Annotated in this window: 12 protein-coding genes, 1 tRNA gene and 1 pseudogene; 2 read left to right on the top strand and 12 right to left on the bottom strand. The window is 42.9% G+C overall.

The features are described 5' to 3' along the window. Positions 1–406 precede the first annotated feature (406 nt). The 6 genes and pseudogenes from IM475_RS18320 to IM475_RS18345 all read right to left on the bottom strand — a co-directional run bounded on the left by IM475_RS18320 (position 407) and on the right by IM475_RS18345 (position 3,530). Positions 407–688 carry a DUF1214 domain-containing protein gene (locus IM475_RS18320; RefSeq protein WP_287728666.1) on the bottom strand — a complete coding sequence of 94 codons (282 nt, stop codon included), beginning with the start codon at positions 686–688 and terminating at the stop codon, positions 407–409. A 216-nt stretch (positions 689–904) separates the two neighbouring features. Continuing rightward, positions 905–1,243, bottom strand: coding sequence for a DUF2442 domain-containing protein (locus IM475_RS18325; protein WP_002737024.1), 339 nt, complete (start codon positions 1,241–1,243; stop codon positions 905–907). Then, a complete protein-coding gene (locus tag IM475_RS18330; RefSeq protein ID WP_002792623.1) occupies positions 1,197–1,454 on the bottom strand; it encodes a DUF4160 domain-containing protein in 258 nt (85 codons plus the stop codon). Before IM475_RS18330 ends, IM475_RS18325 begins: the two co-directional genes overlap by 47 nt. 180 nt (positions 1,455–1,634) lie before the next feature. Next, positions 1,635–1,733 (bottom strand): annotated as a pseudogene (locus tag IM475_RS18335) (DUF29 family protein); the annotation flags it as partial. Between the two features lie 143 nt (positions 1,734–1,876). Continuing rightward, positions 1,877–2,572 carry a metal ABC transporter ATP-binding protein gene (locus IM475_RS18340; RefSeq protein WP_002792541.1) on the bottom strand — a complete coding sequence of 232 codons (696 nt, stop codon included), beginning with the start codon at positions 2,570–2,572 and terminating at the stop codon, positions 1,877–1,879. 10 nt (positions 2,573–2,582) lie between these two features. Beyond that, positions 2,583–3,530, bottom strand: a complete 948-nt coding sequence (locus IM475_RS18345; protein WP_287728669.1) for a metal ABC transporter solute-binding protein, Zn/Mn family — start codon at positions 3,528–3,530, stop codon at positions 2,583–2,585. Positions 3,531–4,121: 591 nt separating this feature from the next. Between IM475_RS18345 and mfd the strand changes: the two genes are divergently transcribed. After that, complete coding sequence (mfd, locus tag IM475_RS18350; protein ID WP_287728671.1) at positions 4,122–7,604, top strand: transcription-repair coupling factor; 3,483 nt, start codon at positions 4,122–4,124, stop codon at positions 7,602–7,604. A gap of 336 nt (positions 7,605–7,940) precedes the next feature. Here mfd and IM475_RS18355 read toward each other — a convergent pair. The 5 genes from IM475_RS18355 to IM475_RS18375 all read right to left on the bottom strand — a co-directional run bounded on the left by IM475_RS18355 (position 7,941) and on the right by IM475_RS18375 (position 13,476). Next, positions 7,941–8,027: transfer RNA gene (locus IM475_RS18355), tRNA-Ser, on the bottom strand. Positions 8,028–8,133: 106 nt separating this feature from the next. After that, a complete protein-coding gene (locus IM475_RS18360) occupies positions 8,134–9,231 on the bottom strand; it encodes a glycosyltransferase family 4 protein (protein ID WP_287728673.1) in 1,098 nt (365 codons plus the stop codon). Further along, positions 9,231–11,060 carry a tetratricopeptide repeat protein gene (locus tag IM475_RS18365; protein ID WP_287728675.1) on the bottom strand — a complete coding sequence of 610 codons (1,830 nt, stop codon included), beginning with the start codon at positions 11,058–11,060 and terminating at the stop codon, positions 9,231–9,233. Before IM475_RS18365 ends, IM475_RS18360 begins: the two co-directional genes overlap by 1 nt. A gap of 251 nt (positions 11,061–11,311) precedes the next feature. After that, a complete protein-coding gene (locus IM475_RS18370) occupies positions 11,312–12,148 on the bottom strand; it encodes a metallophosphoesterase (protein WP_287728677.1) in 837 nt (278 codons plus the stop codon). Between the two features lie 92 nt (positions 12,149–12,240). Continuing rightward, on the bottom strand, positions 12,241–13,476 hold the full coding sequence (locus tag IM475_RS18375; RefSeq protein ID WP_287728678.1) for an LL-diaminopimelate aminotransferase: 1,236 nt from the start codon (positions 13,474–13,476) through the stop codon (positions 12,241–12,243). A 153-nt stretch (positions 13,477–13,629) separates the two neighbouring features. Here IM475_RS18375 and IM475_RS18380 point away from each other — a divergent pair, with 153 nt between their 5' ends. Beyond that, positions 13,630–13,842, top strand: coding sequence for a DUF2839 domain-containing protein (locus IM475_RS18380; protein ID WP_046661580.1), 213 nt, complete (start codon positions 13,630–13,632; stop codon positions 13,840–13,842). Between the two features lie 68 nt (positions 13,843–13,910). Here IM475_RS18380 and IM475_RS18385 read toward each other — a convergent pair whose 3' ends face one another. After that, a complete protein-coding gene (locus IM475_RS18385) occupies positions 13,911–14,846 on the bottom strand; it encodes an NAD-dependent epimerase/dehydratase family protein (protein ID WP_287728679.1) in 936 nt (311 codons plus the stop codon). Positions 14,847–15,217 lie beyond the last annotated feature (371 nt).

The following is a 15,217-nucleotide window of genomic DNA, read 5'->3' on the forward strand; positions in this document are numbered from 1 at the left end:
AGACATGGCTTTTTTTCTCCCCTCGCTCTACGGCACTCACTGCTTTCTGTCTTAAATCATCACTATAGGGTGCTGCCATGAAAGCTTCTCCTCATTTCTTTTTCTCTATTATGTCCTAACTATCCCGCTCTTTGCTATATTTTTAAACAAAGGAGTTGTCAAGTCCAGTTGCACAGGAGATAAGAGCTATCGCTGTAACATACGTTACTTAACGCGCCTTTTTGCTTTTAATCATCTATGAATTTGCAATTATTATGCGCTAACACATCCTACTGTGTGATCGCAGTCTTCATTCTTGATTAAACTTTAAAAATGTGATCGCTTTGGCTTGTGAAAGTGCGATCGCCGAACTTTATCACCTCAACCCAAGCAACAGATCGGCGATCCAGCCAGATTCTCAATAGGATTACTTTAACTCAATTTCCCCTGGTCGCCAAGTCTTATCAAACCAAGGCTCAAGCAGGCCATAAAGTCGAAGAATCGTGTTCCAACCCGTTTCAGGAATCGTCTGCACCCAATTATTTTCCTTACCCGCAAGCGGTTTCGGCCCGAAATAGATATCCACAGAGCCATCGGCATTAACTAAAAGTCCCTTAGTCTGACTACCGACACTAGGAAACTGTTGATCCATCTGAATCTGCGATCGCGTCTGGTTACTGTCAAGAATCACTGACCAGAATAGTAGCACGCTAGGATGTGTTAGCGTAACGCAGAATAATTACAAATTCGTCATGATTAAAAGCAAAAAAGCGCGTTAAGTAACTATTTTTTAAGTCAAGAGGGCAATTAGCGATCGCCACTCCTGATCAAAAAGCGATCACACCATGAGAAGAAAACCTGATCGCACTAAAGTCCAAAATAATCGCAAATCAGATAATTATTGTTAAAAAAACAATTTGGTACGTTACATTTCATTAGCGTACCCTACAGGATCACCGACCATACTAACTGGTTGCTTGTCGAGAGCAATTTCAAATAAAAATTCAGGGGCAAAGTCTGCTCCGTTTGGCCATTCTATTGTCCGACTATTTACATATACTTTTTGAAATAAACTTTTATCTTTTAAGGGTTCAAAGATTTCTCCATACAATTCTTGTTCTAAATCTACAATCCCTTCTATTCCATTATTAAAGGTTAGCTTTAATTGATACTTATCCAGATATTCCACACAGATAACATGAAGAAATAGCTCCTTTTTAGGGAAGGGGATCGATTCTGTTAAGAGGTTTTCTTTGACGCGCATTTTCCCAGTTCTCCAATAGTTCAGATTGGTGTAGATCAAGCCACTCCCATATTAGATTTAGTCCTCTTTTGGGCATTTGACCACAAACTTCACCTGTGTGAATCATTATAACTGCTTCATAATCTTGATACTCGGCATGGATATGAGGCGGATTGTGATCGTTATAGTTCATGGTGATTTTTATTCCATAGAAGCTTGATAGAGTGGGCATGAGTAAGAATAGTAATAAAGGTTGCTTTCTAAAAGTTTTCCCCCTATTGTAAGCGATCGCCCTTGGCGTTCCAGCAATGACAATTTTAAAGTTTAATCAACAAAATAACAGCGATTACATTGAGCCTAGTCATAGTGAAATTTACAACTAATAATAATAATTTTTGTCTCTGTTGGTTCCCCAATCCAATACATCTGTCTGTCTTTGTCGCAGTTGTTTGGCCGTTTCTTCTATCCAAGCAAGATAGTCCTGTTCGTATAAGTCTTTAGCGCTGGTCAGGTATTAGGTTTTTATTTTCTTGACGCTTATCTAACCTAAAAAAAGAGGGTTCGCAGGCAGGCACGGATTCCCATTCTATATATAAGTGTATGTCAAGGGCGGGGATTTGTCAAGGGTTTTGACAGTAGAAAGGGAGACACCTTTTAACAATACACTTGTTCTAACATAGCAGCAGTAAGAGATTTTTGGCCGTGATAATAGAGACGACGATTGAGACAACCGATCGATTTAACATAGGTAGATAGGGTTCCCAGATCATGGGAAATAATTAAAATAGTCATCCACTCATTCAATTCTTGCAACAGGGAAAAAATACTAGCACGCATTTGGGGATCGACACTAGCAGTGGGTTCATCTAAAATCAAGAGACGGGGTTCTACCGCTAAAGCGCGAGCGATATAAACCCGTTGGCGCTGTCCCCCCGAAAGTTCAGCAATCGACCTTTTTTTCAACGCTAACATTCCCACACTATCTAAAGCTTTATCTACCCTTACCTCATCTTTTTTACTATAGCCTTGCCAGAGTTTTTTGCTGCTCAATCTCCCCATTTTCACCACCTCCCCCACAGTGATGGGAAATGAGCGATCGCATTCGACAAACTGCGGCACATAACCGACTAATTCCCGACCTTTTTCGACACTTTGCCCCAAAATACTGACTTCTCCCCGCCAAGGTTTAATTAATCCCAGTAAAACCTTAAGGAGGGTAGTTTTTCCTCCTCCATTCGGGCCGATAATTCCCAGGAAATCTAATTCTTCAATGGTTAAATTAATATCTTCGAGGATAGGTTCCTGTTCGTAGCCGGCCCAGAGATTATTAATGGTAATGATCGTTGACATATACAAACAATTACTGATTTAAAACTGTGGCCATTTTTTGGGAAACTTGTCGCAGGTTTTCACTCCAATTTTCAGCAAAGGCACTGATAGGGATTACCTGTCCCCCAATTTCCCTAGCAATAGTTTCGGCACTTTTCTGACTAAATTCTGGTTGAGTAAAAATAACTTTAATATTCTCTTTTTTGGCCTGTTTGATTAGTTGACTTAACTGGGCAGCACTGGGTTCATTACCGTCGATTTCGATCGCAATCATCTCTAAACCGTAATCTTGGGCAAAATAGCCCCATTCGGGATGAAATACCATAAATTTTTTGTTTTTAATCCCTGCCAAGTTTTGCCGAATTTCTTGATCTAATGCGTCTAATTCCTGACTGAATTTTTCCAAGTTAGCCCGATAGATGGCTTCCTGACCGGGATCGAGTTGTGCTAGGGTTTGATAAATAGTCTCTGCTTGTGCTTTGACTCGTTTTGGTGATAACCAAATATGGGGATCTAGGGTGTTTTTTCCAGCTTGATGTTTTTCTTCCTTGCTGTGATCATGATCGTGATCATGATCACGATCATGATCGTGATCATGTTCTGCTGTCAAAGGGATTTTATCTACTCCTTGACTGGTATCGACGATTAACATCTGTTGGTTAACACTGTTTAAGCGATCTTTCCAGGCATCCTCTAAGGATACACCGATTTTAAAGTAGGCTTGCGATTGGGCTGTGGTTTTTAATTGTTCGGGTTTTGGTTCATAGGTGTGGGGATCTGTCCCGGGTTGAATCATGGCATTAACACTGACTCTATCACCGCCGATGCGTTTGACGAAATATTCCTGCGGTACGATACTCACTGTCACCTGTAAGGGTGTCTTTGCTTCCTCTTCCTTGACCGAGGAATCGCTACAAGCTGTTAAGCTGGCTATAGTCAGGGTTAAAGCGATCGCTGTTAACTGGAAATTTTTACCCATCGGATTAACTGAGTCTGATTATGATTCTGATCTTATCACAGTCGGTGAGAATCGTTATCATTCTGAAAATATTGTGGTATAGATGCACTGGTTTTTCTGCCATCGATCTTTTGCTGGCAATTAAAAAATTTTTTCTTGCCAAGCAACGCTTGACATGATATTGTATAGATAATGGAAAATCCATGCGCCTGCGACCCCCCTCTGGTCAAGTCAAATAAAGCCCAAAAAAATTAACCCCAAAAAGTAGTGGGTGAACTGACAACTGATACTCGTTGAGACTGCACTGGAGTGCCGGAGTTGGGAGAGGAAGCCTGAGCATTTGTACTAAAACTCTCAAGAGACAGTTTAAATTCAGGAGATCTCAACTAAAGCTTGCTGAATAAATCTAAAAACCGTGTTGGGTAAGACTTTTAGACTTTTTGGGAAATCAAAAAGTACCGGACATGGGAGTGATCGGGGGGAAAATTAAGTAATTGACCCCCTCAAAATCGGTAAAACCCTACACCCCAGACCCCACACCCCACACCCTGTCCCCACGAAAAACTTTTTGCCGCAAACCCTAACTAAAAACCGAGCGCCGATCACTAAAAAATGACTTTTGCCTCCGTTATTCGCAGCATTGAAAAATCGCCTTTAACTGCCGAACTTATCCAAAAACTGGAGAAAAATGGCAATTTAACCCTAACTGGTCTTGCCCGCTTACCGAAAGGATTAATAAGCACAGCTTTCGCCCGTTGTCAAGGAAAAAATCTTTTAATTATCTGTGCCAATCTGGAGGAAGCGGCACGTTGGGCGGCACAATTAGAAGCGATGACGTGGAAAGGTGTTTTCTTTTATCCCACCTCGGAAGCTTGCCCCTACGAGACATTTAATCGGGAATCCGAGATGATTTGGGGACAGATGCAGGTATTATCGGCAATCAGTCATCAAGATGCCGGAATGGCGATCGTTACCACCGAAAAGGCCCTGCAGCCCCATTTACCCCCTAGAGAGGTTTTCGAGAAATATAGCGATAATTTTGCGGTAGGAACGGTTATAGAAGGCAAAAACCTCGATCTAACCCTAGCTAGATTAGGATATGAACGGGTTTCACTGGTAGAAACCGAAGGGCAATGGAGTCGTCGCGGCGATATCGTTGATATTTTCCCAGTTTCGGCAGAATTACCGGTCAGGTTAGAATTTTTCGGCGATGAATTGGAAAAATTGCGAGAATTTGACCCTGCCACCCAAAGATCCCTCGATTCTATCCCCAATCTGCTTCTTACTCCCACTAGCTTCGCGGCGATGATTGCCCCTTCTCTTCCCCCCACAGTGGCCGATTATCTCGGGGCCGAAGATCGAGAAAAATTGGCTAATGGCATTTATCCAGAGGGAATTGAGCGATTTTTAGGCTTGTCCTTCCGTCAACCTGCCTCTTTATTGGATTATCTCCCCGAAAATACTCTTATTGCCTTTGATGAACTGGAAAGCTGTCAAGCTAGAAGCGATCGCTGGATAGAATATATTGGGGAACGCTGGCAAGAGATAGAACCAGCTTTACCGAAAATTCACCGTTCTTTTGGCGAATCTCTGCAAATATCGGTCAAATTTCCCCATCTCTACCTCTCGGAAATAGACGATCACCTCTCCGAAAATAGTCTTAATCTCTCCAGTCGTCCGATTCCCACCAGTCCGGGGCAATTCGCCAAACTAGCGGAAATTTTAAGGGGAAAAAGAGAGATTTATAGCGGTATTAAAGTAAATAAGTATGCTACATGGTTAATATCTGCCCAACCCTCCCGCACAGTCTCGTTATTACAGGAACACGACTGTCCGTCCCAATTTATCCCCAATCCCCTCGATTTTGGGGCGATCGAGCGCTTAATCATTCAAAACACCGCTACAGCCCTAAAATACTCAGGATTAGCTGAATTAGAAGGTTTTATCCTACCCACCTATCGCATAGTCGTCGTTAGCGATCGAGAGTTCTTCGGACAACATCTTTTAAATACTGCCGGTTACGTCCGCAAACGTCGGCAAGCAGCCTCGGTACAGGTGGACGTGAACAAACTCCGTCCCCTCGACTTTGTAGTACATAGACACCATGGCATCGGACAGTTTATCAAACTAGAAAAGCAGGAAAGCACAATTAGCGGAGTAGTGCAAGGTCGAGATTATCTAGTTATTAAGTATGCCGATGGATTATTGCGGGTTCCTGCCGATTCTGTTGATAATCTCTCCCGTTATCGTCATACAGGTAATCAAGAGCCTGAATTACATAAAATCTCTGGCAAAGCGTGGGAAGCGACGAAAGCTCGCGTCAGGAAGTCGGTTAAGAAGTTAGCGGTTGATTTAATCAATATTTACGCCCAACGCGCCCAAAAATCGGGTTTTGCCTATCCGATGGATAATCCCTGGCAGCGGGAGTTAGAGGATTCTTTTCCCTACCAACCCACTGCCGATCAATTAAAAGCGATACAGGATGTGAAACGGGATTTAGAAAGCGATCGCCCGATGGATCGCTTAGTCTGTGGGGATGTGGGTTTTGGTAAGACAGAAGTGGCGATTCGTGCTATTTTTAAAGCTGTCACCACGGGTCATAAACAGGTGGCTTTATTAGCACCAACAACGATTTTAACCCAACAACATTATCACACCCTAAAAGAACGTTTTGCCCCCTATCCCATCAACGTGGGTTTATTAAATCGTTTTCGCACCAATTCCGAGAAAAAAGATATCGTCCAGCGCTTGAAAACGGGGGAATTGGATATAGTGGTGGGGACGCAGTTGTTATTGAGTAAAGCGGTGGAGTTTAAAGATTTAGGATTATTGGTAATTGATGAAGAACAGCGTTTTGGTGTCAACCAAAAGGAAAAAATTAAGGCTTTTAAAAGTAATATTGATGTGTTAACCTTGAGTGCGACACCGATTCCCCGGACTCTTTATATGTCCCTTTCTGGGGTGCGAGAAATGAGTTTAATTACCACACCTCCCCCCTCTCGTCGTCCCATCCAAACCCACCTTTCCAGTTATAATTCTGATGTGATTAGAACGGCAATTCGCAATGAATTGGATCGGGGGGGACAGATTTTTTATGTAGTACCCAGAATCGAGGGAATTGAAGAAAAAGCGGCAGCAATTCAAGGGATGATTCCTGGTGCTAGAATTGCCATCGGCCACGGTCGTATGGATGAGTCCGAATTAGAGACCACCATGTTAGCATTTAATAATGGGGAAGCGGATATCTTAGTCTGTACGACTATTGTGGAGTCGGGGTTAGATATTCCCAGAGTTAACACGATTATCATTGAAGATGCCCAAAAATTCGGTTTAGCGCAACTCTATCAACTGCGGGGACGGGTGGGGCGATCGGGAGTACAAGCGCACGCTTGGTTACTTTATCCAGCCAAGGCAGAACTAACAGAAACCGCTCGGGAAAGATTAAAGGCAATTCAAGAATTTACCCAGTTAGGATCGGGGTATCAATTAGCAACTAGGGATCTGGAAATTCGCGGTGCGGGTAACTTATTAGGTGCGGAACAATCGGGACAAATGGAAGCGATCGGTTTTGATCTATATATGGAAATGTTACAGGAAGCTTTGCGGGAAATTCAAGGTCAAGAAATTCCTCAAGTGGAGGATACCCAAATCGATCTGAAATTGACGGCATTTATTCCTAATGATTATATATCCGATCTGGAGCAGAAAATGGATATCTATCGGGCGATCGCTACTGCTAATTCTCAGAAAACTTTAGGACAAATTGCCGCCGATTTAGTCGATAGATACGGGGCAATTCCTGCACCGGTGGCACAATTATTTAAGGTAATCGAGTTAAAACATCTGGCTAAGTCCCTCGGTTTTTCGCGAATTAAACCCGATGGAAAACAGCATATTATCCTAGAAACTCCCATGGAAGAGCCAGCGTGGAAATTATTACAAGAACACCTACCCCAACATATACAATCACGCTTTGTTTATAGTCCCAAACAGGTGACGGTTAGGGGTTTAGGAGCGGTAAAACCACCACAGCAGTTAGATAGTTTATTGGAGTGGTTAGCTAAGTGTAAAGATGGTTTACCGATGGGGAATTAGACTAAATCCTGTTTAAAAAGTATAAGAGAGTGGGAATTATCAATTATCAATTATCAATTATGAACTGGGGAGTGGGAATTATCAATTATCAATTATGAACTGGGGAGAAGATAATTATTAATTATCAATTATCAATTATGAACTGGGGAGTGGGAATTATCAATTATCAATTATGAACTGGGGAGTGGGAATTATCAATTATCAATTATGAATTATCAATTATGAACTGGGGAGCAGGGGAGAAGATAATCAATAAAAGTAATCTCCTGAATTCAGAATCCTGACTCCTATGCTCTGTTATAAAAAGCACCTCATAGATATGAGGTGCTTTGGGGACGGAGAGAGAGGGATTCGAACCCTCGTTAAAGTTACCCCTAAACAGCATTTCCAGTGCTGCGCCTTCAACCGCTCGGCCATCTCTCCAATTGAGGTCACGATCATCAATCCTACAGCAAATGCTGCCGATCTGTCAAATTATTTTTTGATGGGAAACGCTGTCACCTGTCTGGGGTCCCCACTGTAAGACTTTTCAAGCACATCCTAGATATTGATTTAAGATTGCGGCCGTAGCTAGACCAGTTTTTTGCCAACTAAACTCATCGGCCCGTTTTTTGCCTAGATAACTTAATTTTGAGTGTAATTGTCGATCTTGAGCGATAATTTTTAGGGCATCGGCTAGGGCCTCGACTCGATAGGGATCGATTAAAATTGCCGCTGTTGCCGTGACTTCGGGCAAAGATGACAAATTTGAGGTGATGACCGGTGTACCGCAGGCCATAGCCTCTAAAACGGGCAATCCGAAGCCTTCCCAGAGACTAGGAAAGACTAAAGCAGTGGCTTGACTGATCACCTTGGGCAGCTCATCGTAGGGGATATAATCGAGAAATTTAATCCGATCGCTGACTGCCAATTCTCGCGCTTGTTGTTGTAAATTGGGGGTATAACGGCGATCGAAGCTGCCGGCAATCCAAAGATGATAATCTGTTAAATCTGGGGGCAGTTGGGCAAAAGCGGCGATTAAACGCGGTAAATTTTTATAGGGATTGGGACGACCCAGATAGAGAAAATAGGGATGCTCTGGCTTATTATCTTCAATAGGGCGAAAGTGATGATGATCGTAGGCTAGGAGAATAGAAGTAATTTTATCGGCGGGAATTTGATAATATTCAGTGATATCTTTGGCCGTTGCCTGAGAGTTGCAGATAATATGTTTTGCCTGTTGTAATACCTGCGGCACATAATAACGGAAATAGTGGGTTAAGGGGGAAGTAAGACTGGGAAACCGCAGGGGAATTAAATCGTGGACCATGACGACAAAGCGACAGTGAGAATTTATCGGCGCTTCTGGGAGGGGAGAAAAGAGTAAATTCGCCTTTAATTGTCGGTAAATTGACGGTAACTGCCATTGAGTCCAGAGTAAGCGTTTTAAATGACCTTTCGCTCCTCGATCAGGGCCGAGACCTTTGGGGATAGAATAACAGTTAAAGTCGGGATAACTATTAGCTGTTAGTAGGGTTGGTTCTAAATTTTTTAGGTAGGGTAAGAGGTTAAGAATGTAGGTACTGATTCCCGTGGGTTGGGGAAAAAGTACCGAGAGATTAATTAATAACTTATGCTGTGTATTCACTAATTACCCTGTTGATATTTGCTGAGAATTTCTGAGATATATTGGTAGCCTTCCAGTCCAATAGATTTAATCAGGGAGGAACGTTCCTGACTGAAAGTCTGCTCAAAAGCTGCGATATTTTTGCCGCGAATAACCGTTAATAGACTAGCAGCTTGTCGCCATTCTACTGCACCGATTTCGTGTAGCCAATACATTCCTAGAGAACCCATATAAATTGCCTGTTCAAAATTCTTGTCTTGATAGTAAGCTTCGCCTAAATAAGTTAGTAATAAACCTTGCAGATATACATCTCCGTAGTATTTGGCCGATTCCAATCCTTGTAGGAGAATATTAATCGCTTCTTGGGGTCTTTCGAGGATAAGATAGGCTAGACCTAAACTGCTACAACAAAGGGATTTACTCTGCCAATCTTGGAGACTTTCTGCTAACTTTAATCCCTGTTTTAAATACTCGATCGAACTTTGATAAATTTCGGGATCATATCTCTCTAACTGTTGCGCTTCCTGTACCTGACTATAACCCAAATTAGCTAAAGCGTTAGCCTGTCCTAAACTATTACCCTGTTGACGACTTAAAATTAAAGCTCTCTGACTTAAATTAATCGCTTCTGTATAGTTTTTTTGGATAGCATTGAGACGAGATAAATGGTTTAGATTAGCTATTTCACAAGCAGAGTCCTGCTGTTGACGAGCAATTTCTAAAGCTTGTTGATGACATTCTCTGGCCTGTGGATAGTCGCCGCGAATGCGATTAGAATAGGCAATTAAAGTTAAAATTCTCGCCTTTTCTCCCGTACCTTCCACATAACGCAGAGGAATTGATAAATAATCTAATGCCTCCTTGAGATAACTGCCAGAAAAGGCGGCAAAAATTCCCCCGTATAAAGGAAAATAATCCCGTTGAGCAAAGGTTCTCAGAATTTGTAAAGCCATCTGAAAACAGCCACGACTATAGAGGGAATTTTTACTAACTTTCTCGAAACTATTGGTTAAAAGTGACCAAATTAAAGCAAAGGTGAGAAAGGTAGAAATGGATAATTTGGCTCCCAGTTTTTCGCTATAGATACGCTGATCAAAAAAGTTAATTAGTCCTCTTTGGATATACTGAAAAACAATGGCAGTTTCTACCCAATCGGTTAAAGTTAAATCTTGAGTGAGAGGATCAAAAGCTTGTTGATTAGCTAAACTTTCTAAGACTCGTTTTAACCAAGAGGGATTAACTTTACTTGCCCAAATTTGCCAAGGAGTCACTCGCTCATTATCATTAGTAAAACCAAGATTGCGATTTTGTTCGTAGAGCCAACTGGTGAGATAACTCGATAAATTTGACCAAGTATTTAACCCCAGATTAATCCCCGTGGCAATTTGCCATAAATCCGCTTCTCCCCGCTGCTGAGCAACTGTCTGTAAATGCTTGGCTAACTGTTGTAATTGTTCTAGGGTTAAAGCATTATTTTGATTGGGATCAATTAAATTTACTAAAGTCAGTAAACGATCCTCTCGATCGATTTTTACCAGATTATCGATCGCCGCTGCAGTGAGAGAATTTTGCTGATTGGTTTTTTGATATTTTTCCCATTCACTTTCGATCGTTTCTAAGGCCCGCAAAACCCTAGTGGCTTTAATTTTTGTTTCTAACTGTGAGCGAGTAACGATCATTTTTTCGGTTAAACAACGCTCAAAAATTTCTCCTGTGCCATTTTTTACTCCCTCGGCTAAAAGGTTATAAACCTGGGATTTAGCTCTAATTTTTCCTTCTAAAGTTAGATTGACAATGCGCTCAATTAGTGCCTTATAAGTTTGGTTGAAGTTATCTCTATTTTCTGTCATAGGGTTTTTTTTCAGTAATCAGTAAACAGTAATCAGTAATCAGTGAAAAGACAGTAGGAAACTTCTAAGCTGTACTGAATTTAAACTGCGTAGGGGAAATTTTAGTACAAATGCTCAAACTTGCCCTCCCTGCTCCCAACTCCGGTGCAGTCTTAACGAGTAATTTATATAGTCAACAGCTGATTTAATGCTGCACACTTAAAACTCAAATCTGATAACTGATAACTGATAACTGATAACTGATAACTGATTCAAGACTGACTGCTTTTGATCAAAGTAATTACCGTCACTTCGGGGGGACAAAAAAGACGACCGGGAAAATAGGTTCCTAAGCCGCGATTCACATATAATTGATTTTCCCCGACTCGATGAAATCCCTCGGACCATTGCCAGTATCGGACTACTCTGCTAAACTGCCGATGAAAGGGAACCCATTGACCATAGGGTTCGGGCAGCGATCGCCTAAGTTCCTCTAAAATTATCGGTAGGGAACCGATACCGGGGATAGTCACTTGACCTCCGTGAGTGTGACCAGATAACTGCAAATCCACGCGCCAATCCTTTAAAATCATGGCTGTATCGGGATTGTGGGAAAGGACGAGTCTGGGTATATCGGGGGAAATTTGCTCGAGGATTTGCGGCAAAAATTCCCCAGACCAATAATCGGCCAATCCAACGATGGGAAAATTTTCGCCGTAGGGTGTGACGATTTCATTCCAGAGTACCCGAATTCCCACGCTAGTTAAGGCCGATATGACCGTTTCCCTTGCTTGCGGAAGATAACTGTCATGATTTCCTAAACAAGCATAAATACCCCCTTGACTTTTGAGAGCTTTTATGCTCTCGACTAGGGCAAAAATTGGTTGGGGACTATAGGTAATAAAATCCCCCGTCAGGAAGATGAGATCGGGTTTTTCCTGATTAGTAATGGCGATCGCTTCTTGCAGGACAGCTACAGGCAAATGCTGTGCATCGCAGTGCAGATCTGACCACTGCACCAACTTGGTTCCTTGCAGATGTGCCGGTAGGCCAGCAATTGCGATCGTTAATCTTTCTACCTGTAAGCATTCTAACCAAAAGGGTCGCATCGGTGAGCCGTTGTCGGTGAGTATGTCAACAGTCTATCAATTCCCGATGGGGTTGTTGGGGGATGCTTCCGCAAACATCCCTCTCTTGAGGATTAGCCTGGAAATTTATCGATAATTCTTTCCATAGCGGCCTCGACGTTGGCACGACTATTAAAAGCCGACAGTCGGAAATAACCCTCTCCGGCGGCCCCAAAGCCAGATCCGGGGGTTCCCACCACATTACAGGTATGTAGCAGTTTATCGAAGAAATCCCAACTCGATAGACCCTGGGGCGTTTTTACCCAAACGTAGGGCGCATTTACGCCACCATGGACTTCTAAACCGGCGGCGGTTAATTTTTCTCGGATAATTGTTGCATTTTGTAAATAAAACTTGACAAGTTCTTCTACTTGTGATTTTCCTTCCGGGGAATAAACCGCCTCGGCCCCCCGTTGGACAATGTAGGAAACGCCGTTAAATTTGGTCGATTGCCGACGATTCCACAGTTTCCAGAGTTGCACATCGCTGCCGTCGGCCGCTTTGGCCGTGAGACTTTGGGGAACCACAGTTAGAGCGCAACGGGTCCCAGTAAAACCGGCATTTTTAGAAAAAGAGCGAAATTCGATCGCACATTGCCGCGCCCCCTCGATTTCATAGATGGAATGGGGTAAACTGGCATCGGTGATAAAGGCCTCGTAGGCTGCATCAAAAAAGATAATCGATCCGTTGGCCCTAGCATAATTAACCCAAGCTGTCAAGTGTTCTTTGGTAGCCGTGGCCCCGGTGGGATTGTTGGGAAAACAGAGATAGATTAAATCGACTTTTTCCGCCGGAATCTGGGCAGTAAAGTTATTTTCGGCGGTAATTGGCAGATAAATCAGTCCCTCGTATTCGCCGCGTTCGTTGACCTCTCCCGTGTGTCCAGCCATAACGTTAGTATCGACGTAAACGGGATATACTGGGTCAGTAACAGCGATCGAGTTATTATCCCCAAAAATATCGAGAATATTGCCCGTATCGCACTTAGAACCGTCAGAAATAAAGATTTCATCGGCACTTATATCACAGCCGCGAGCCTGAAAATCATGGACGGCGATTTTCTCCCTTAACCAAGCATAACCCTGTTCCGGCCCGTAACCCTTAAAGCTAGAGCGATCGCCCATTTCCTGCACCGCTTTGATCATGGCCTCGCGACAAGCTAGGGGCAAAGGTTCGGTGACATCCCCAATCCCCAGACGGATAATATTAGCATCGGGATTGGCTGCCGCAAAAGCTTGGACTCGTCGGGCAATTTCCGGGAAAAGATAACCCGCTTTTAGTTTTAAGTAATTACTGTTAATGGTTGCCATAATTATTCTCGTTTCAGTCGCAACCTTTAATTTTATAATAGTCGGTCATCAGCCGTTAGTTTCGATCGCTCTCCTTGGTGGACTAGGATTGGGTGTAGGCCGTTGTCTTTCGATATACAATCAGAGAAAAACCTCTTAATAACTGACATTAGTATGGGTGAATCAAAACGTCGTCAATCGGCCCTGGGTGATAAGTATGGACAGGAAGAAAATATCCTGCCTTGGCTACCGATTACCAAAAGTCAAGCATCCCAAGCTTACAAGTTAACCACTAGGGGTGCCTGGATTGGTATAGGAGTTTTAGCCGGGGTTTGGCTAGTTATTCGTTTTGTCGGGCCGGCCTTCGGTTGGTGGAATGTCCAATAACCGCTTAAGGCTGCATCAGTTATCAGTTATCAGTTATCAGTAAAAAACTCCCCACCAGAAAATTAATTTTATTGGTTTGCCAAGATCTGGTCATCGATCGCCAAGTCTATTTCTTGCCGATCGCGACCGGAAGGGAGATAATCATTCTGGAAGGAGTCTGTTAAACCACTGACGAGATCATATTCAGGCTGCCAGTTTAACTCCCGGGTGGCCTTATTAATATCAGCGTAAAAATGTTGAACCCGCAGGGGGAAAGGTTTCTTTTTGCCGAAGTCAAATTTTTTGGGGTTATAGTTAACAATCTCGATTTCCTCGGCATTTTTCCCCATGGCTGCCGCGCAAGCTTTTGCTAAACCGTTAAAAGTTACATAGCGATCGCCTGAAATATTATACACTTGACCGATGGCCTGAGAATTACCCAATACTGCCGCCATGGACTTGGCCAGATCGACAACGTGACCGAATTGAGTAAAATGTTCCCCATGACCGGGTATAGGAATAGGACGATTACGAACCAAACGGTCAAAAAACCAAGCTTCTAGGTCATTATAGTTGCCCGGTCCGTAGATATAGACTGGACGGATGGAAGTCCAGGGTAAACCCATCTCGCTTAAATAGTTTTCTGTCTCGTGTTTTCCCTTGTGGCGACTTTTGGGATCTAGTTTATCCCCTTCTTTATGGGGCATTTGGTCGGATTTTAGATAAACCCCCGCCGAGCTAACATAGACGAAATGCCCGATTCTTTCCCTAAAAATCTCGACGAGGGGCTGAGTATCACTTAATTCTCTGCCATTATTATCGAAAATTGCCTCAAAACTCTCATTTTTAAGCTTTTCTTTCAGTTGCGCTGGATCAGTGCGATCGCCATGTATCTGTCGTACTCCAGCAACCGGAGCGGGTTTATTGCCACGATTGAATAATACTACCTCATGACCCTGTTCTACTAACACTTTAGTCAAAGAAACACCGATAAATCGGGTTCCACCCATAATTAAAATTTTCATCAGTCGCCATTGTCAATATCAAGGTTATATTATCCCTCGATCGGTGCAGTTTGTGGCTTGTTAGTTGTTGGGTTTTGGGCGCATCCCATAACTATAATACTAAATTCCTTGAGTATAGGCTACTTATGAGGACAGGCAATAGGCACTCTTGCAATAGGGGGAATAAATAATCAGTCTTTGATAACCGGATTTAGTCTGAATTGGCGAAGTTTCGGTAAAATGAAGGTAATTAGGGTTTGCTGAAAAAGTAGGGGCGAAGCATTCGGATAGAAAATCTACGGTTTCACCGATAAGTTATTGTCCGAATGCTTCGCCCCTACAGGACGCGGAACCATGAAGACGCAAGGTTTTGAAGCACGATTCTCTCAGAA

It is taken from the genome of Microcystis sp. M061S2 (genome assembly GCF_020245605.1).
GTDB lineage: Bacteria > Cyanobacteriota > Cyanobacteriia > Cyanobacteriales > Microcystaceae > Microcystis.

Excerpts from the sequence above, each read along its gene's own strand:
- IM475_RS18365 (WP_287728675.1), bottom strand. The coding sequence starts at position 11,060 with ATGACAGAAAATAGAGATAACTTCAACCAAACTTATAAGGCACTAATT.
- IM475_RS18330 (WP_002792623.1), bottom strand. The coding sequence starts at position 1,454 with ATGCCCACTCTATCAAGCTTCTATGGAATAAAAATCACCATGAACTAT.
- IM475_RS18375 (WP_287728678.1), bottom strand. The coding sequence starts at position 13,476 with ATGGCAACCATTAACAGTAATTACTTAAAACTAAAAGCGGGTTATCTT.
- IM475_RS18385 (WP_287728679.1), bottom strand. The coding sequence starts at position 14,846 with ATGAAAATTTTAATTATGGGTGGAACCCGATTTATCGGTGTTTCTTTG.
- IM475_RS18380 (WP_046661580.1), top strand. The coding sequence starts at position 13,630 with ATGGGTGAATCAAAACGTCGTCAATCGGCCCTGGGTGATAAGTATGGA.
- mfd (WP_287728671.1), top strand. The coding sequence starts at position 4,122 with ATGACTTTTGCCTCCGTTATTCGCAGCATTGAAAAATCGCCTTTAACT.
- IM475_RS18345 (WP_287728669.1), bottom strand. The coding sequence starts at position 3,530 with ATGGGTAAAAATTTCCAGTTAACAGCGATCGCTTTAACCCTGACTATA.
- IM475_RS18340 (WP_002792541.1), bottom strand. The coding sequence starts at position 2,572 with ATGTCAACGATCATTACCATTAATAATCTCTGGGCCGGCTACGAACAG.
- IM475_RS18370 (WP_287728677.1), bottom strand. The coding sequence starts at position 12,148 with ATGCGACCCTTTTGGTTAGAATGCTTACAGGTAGAAAGATTAACGATC.
- IM475_RS18325 (WP_002737024.1), bottom strand. The coding sequence starts at position 1,243 with ATGCGCGTCAAAGAAAACCTCTTAACAGAATCGATCCCCTTCCCTAAA.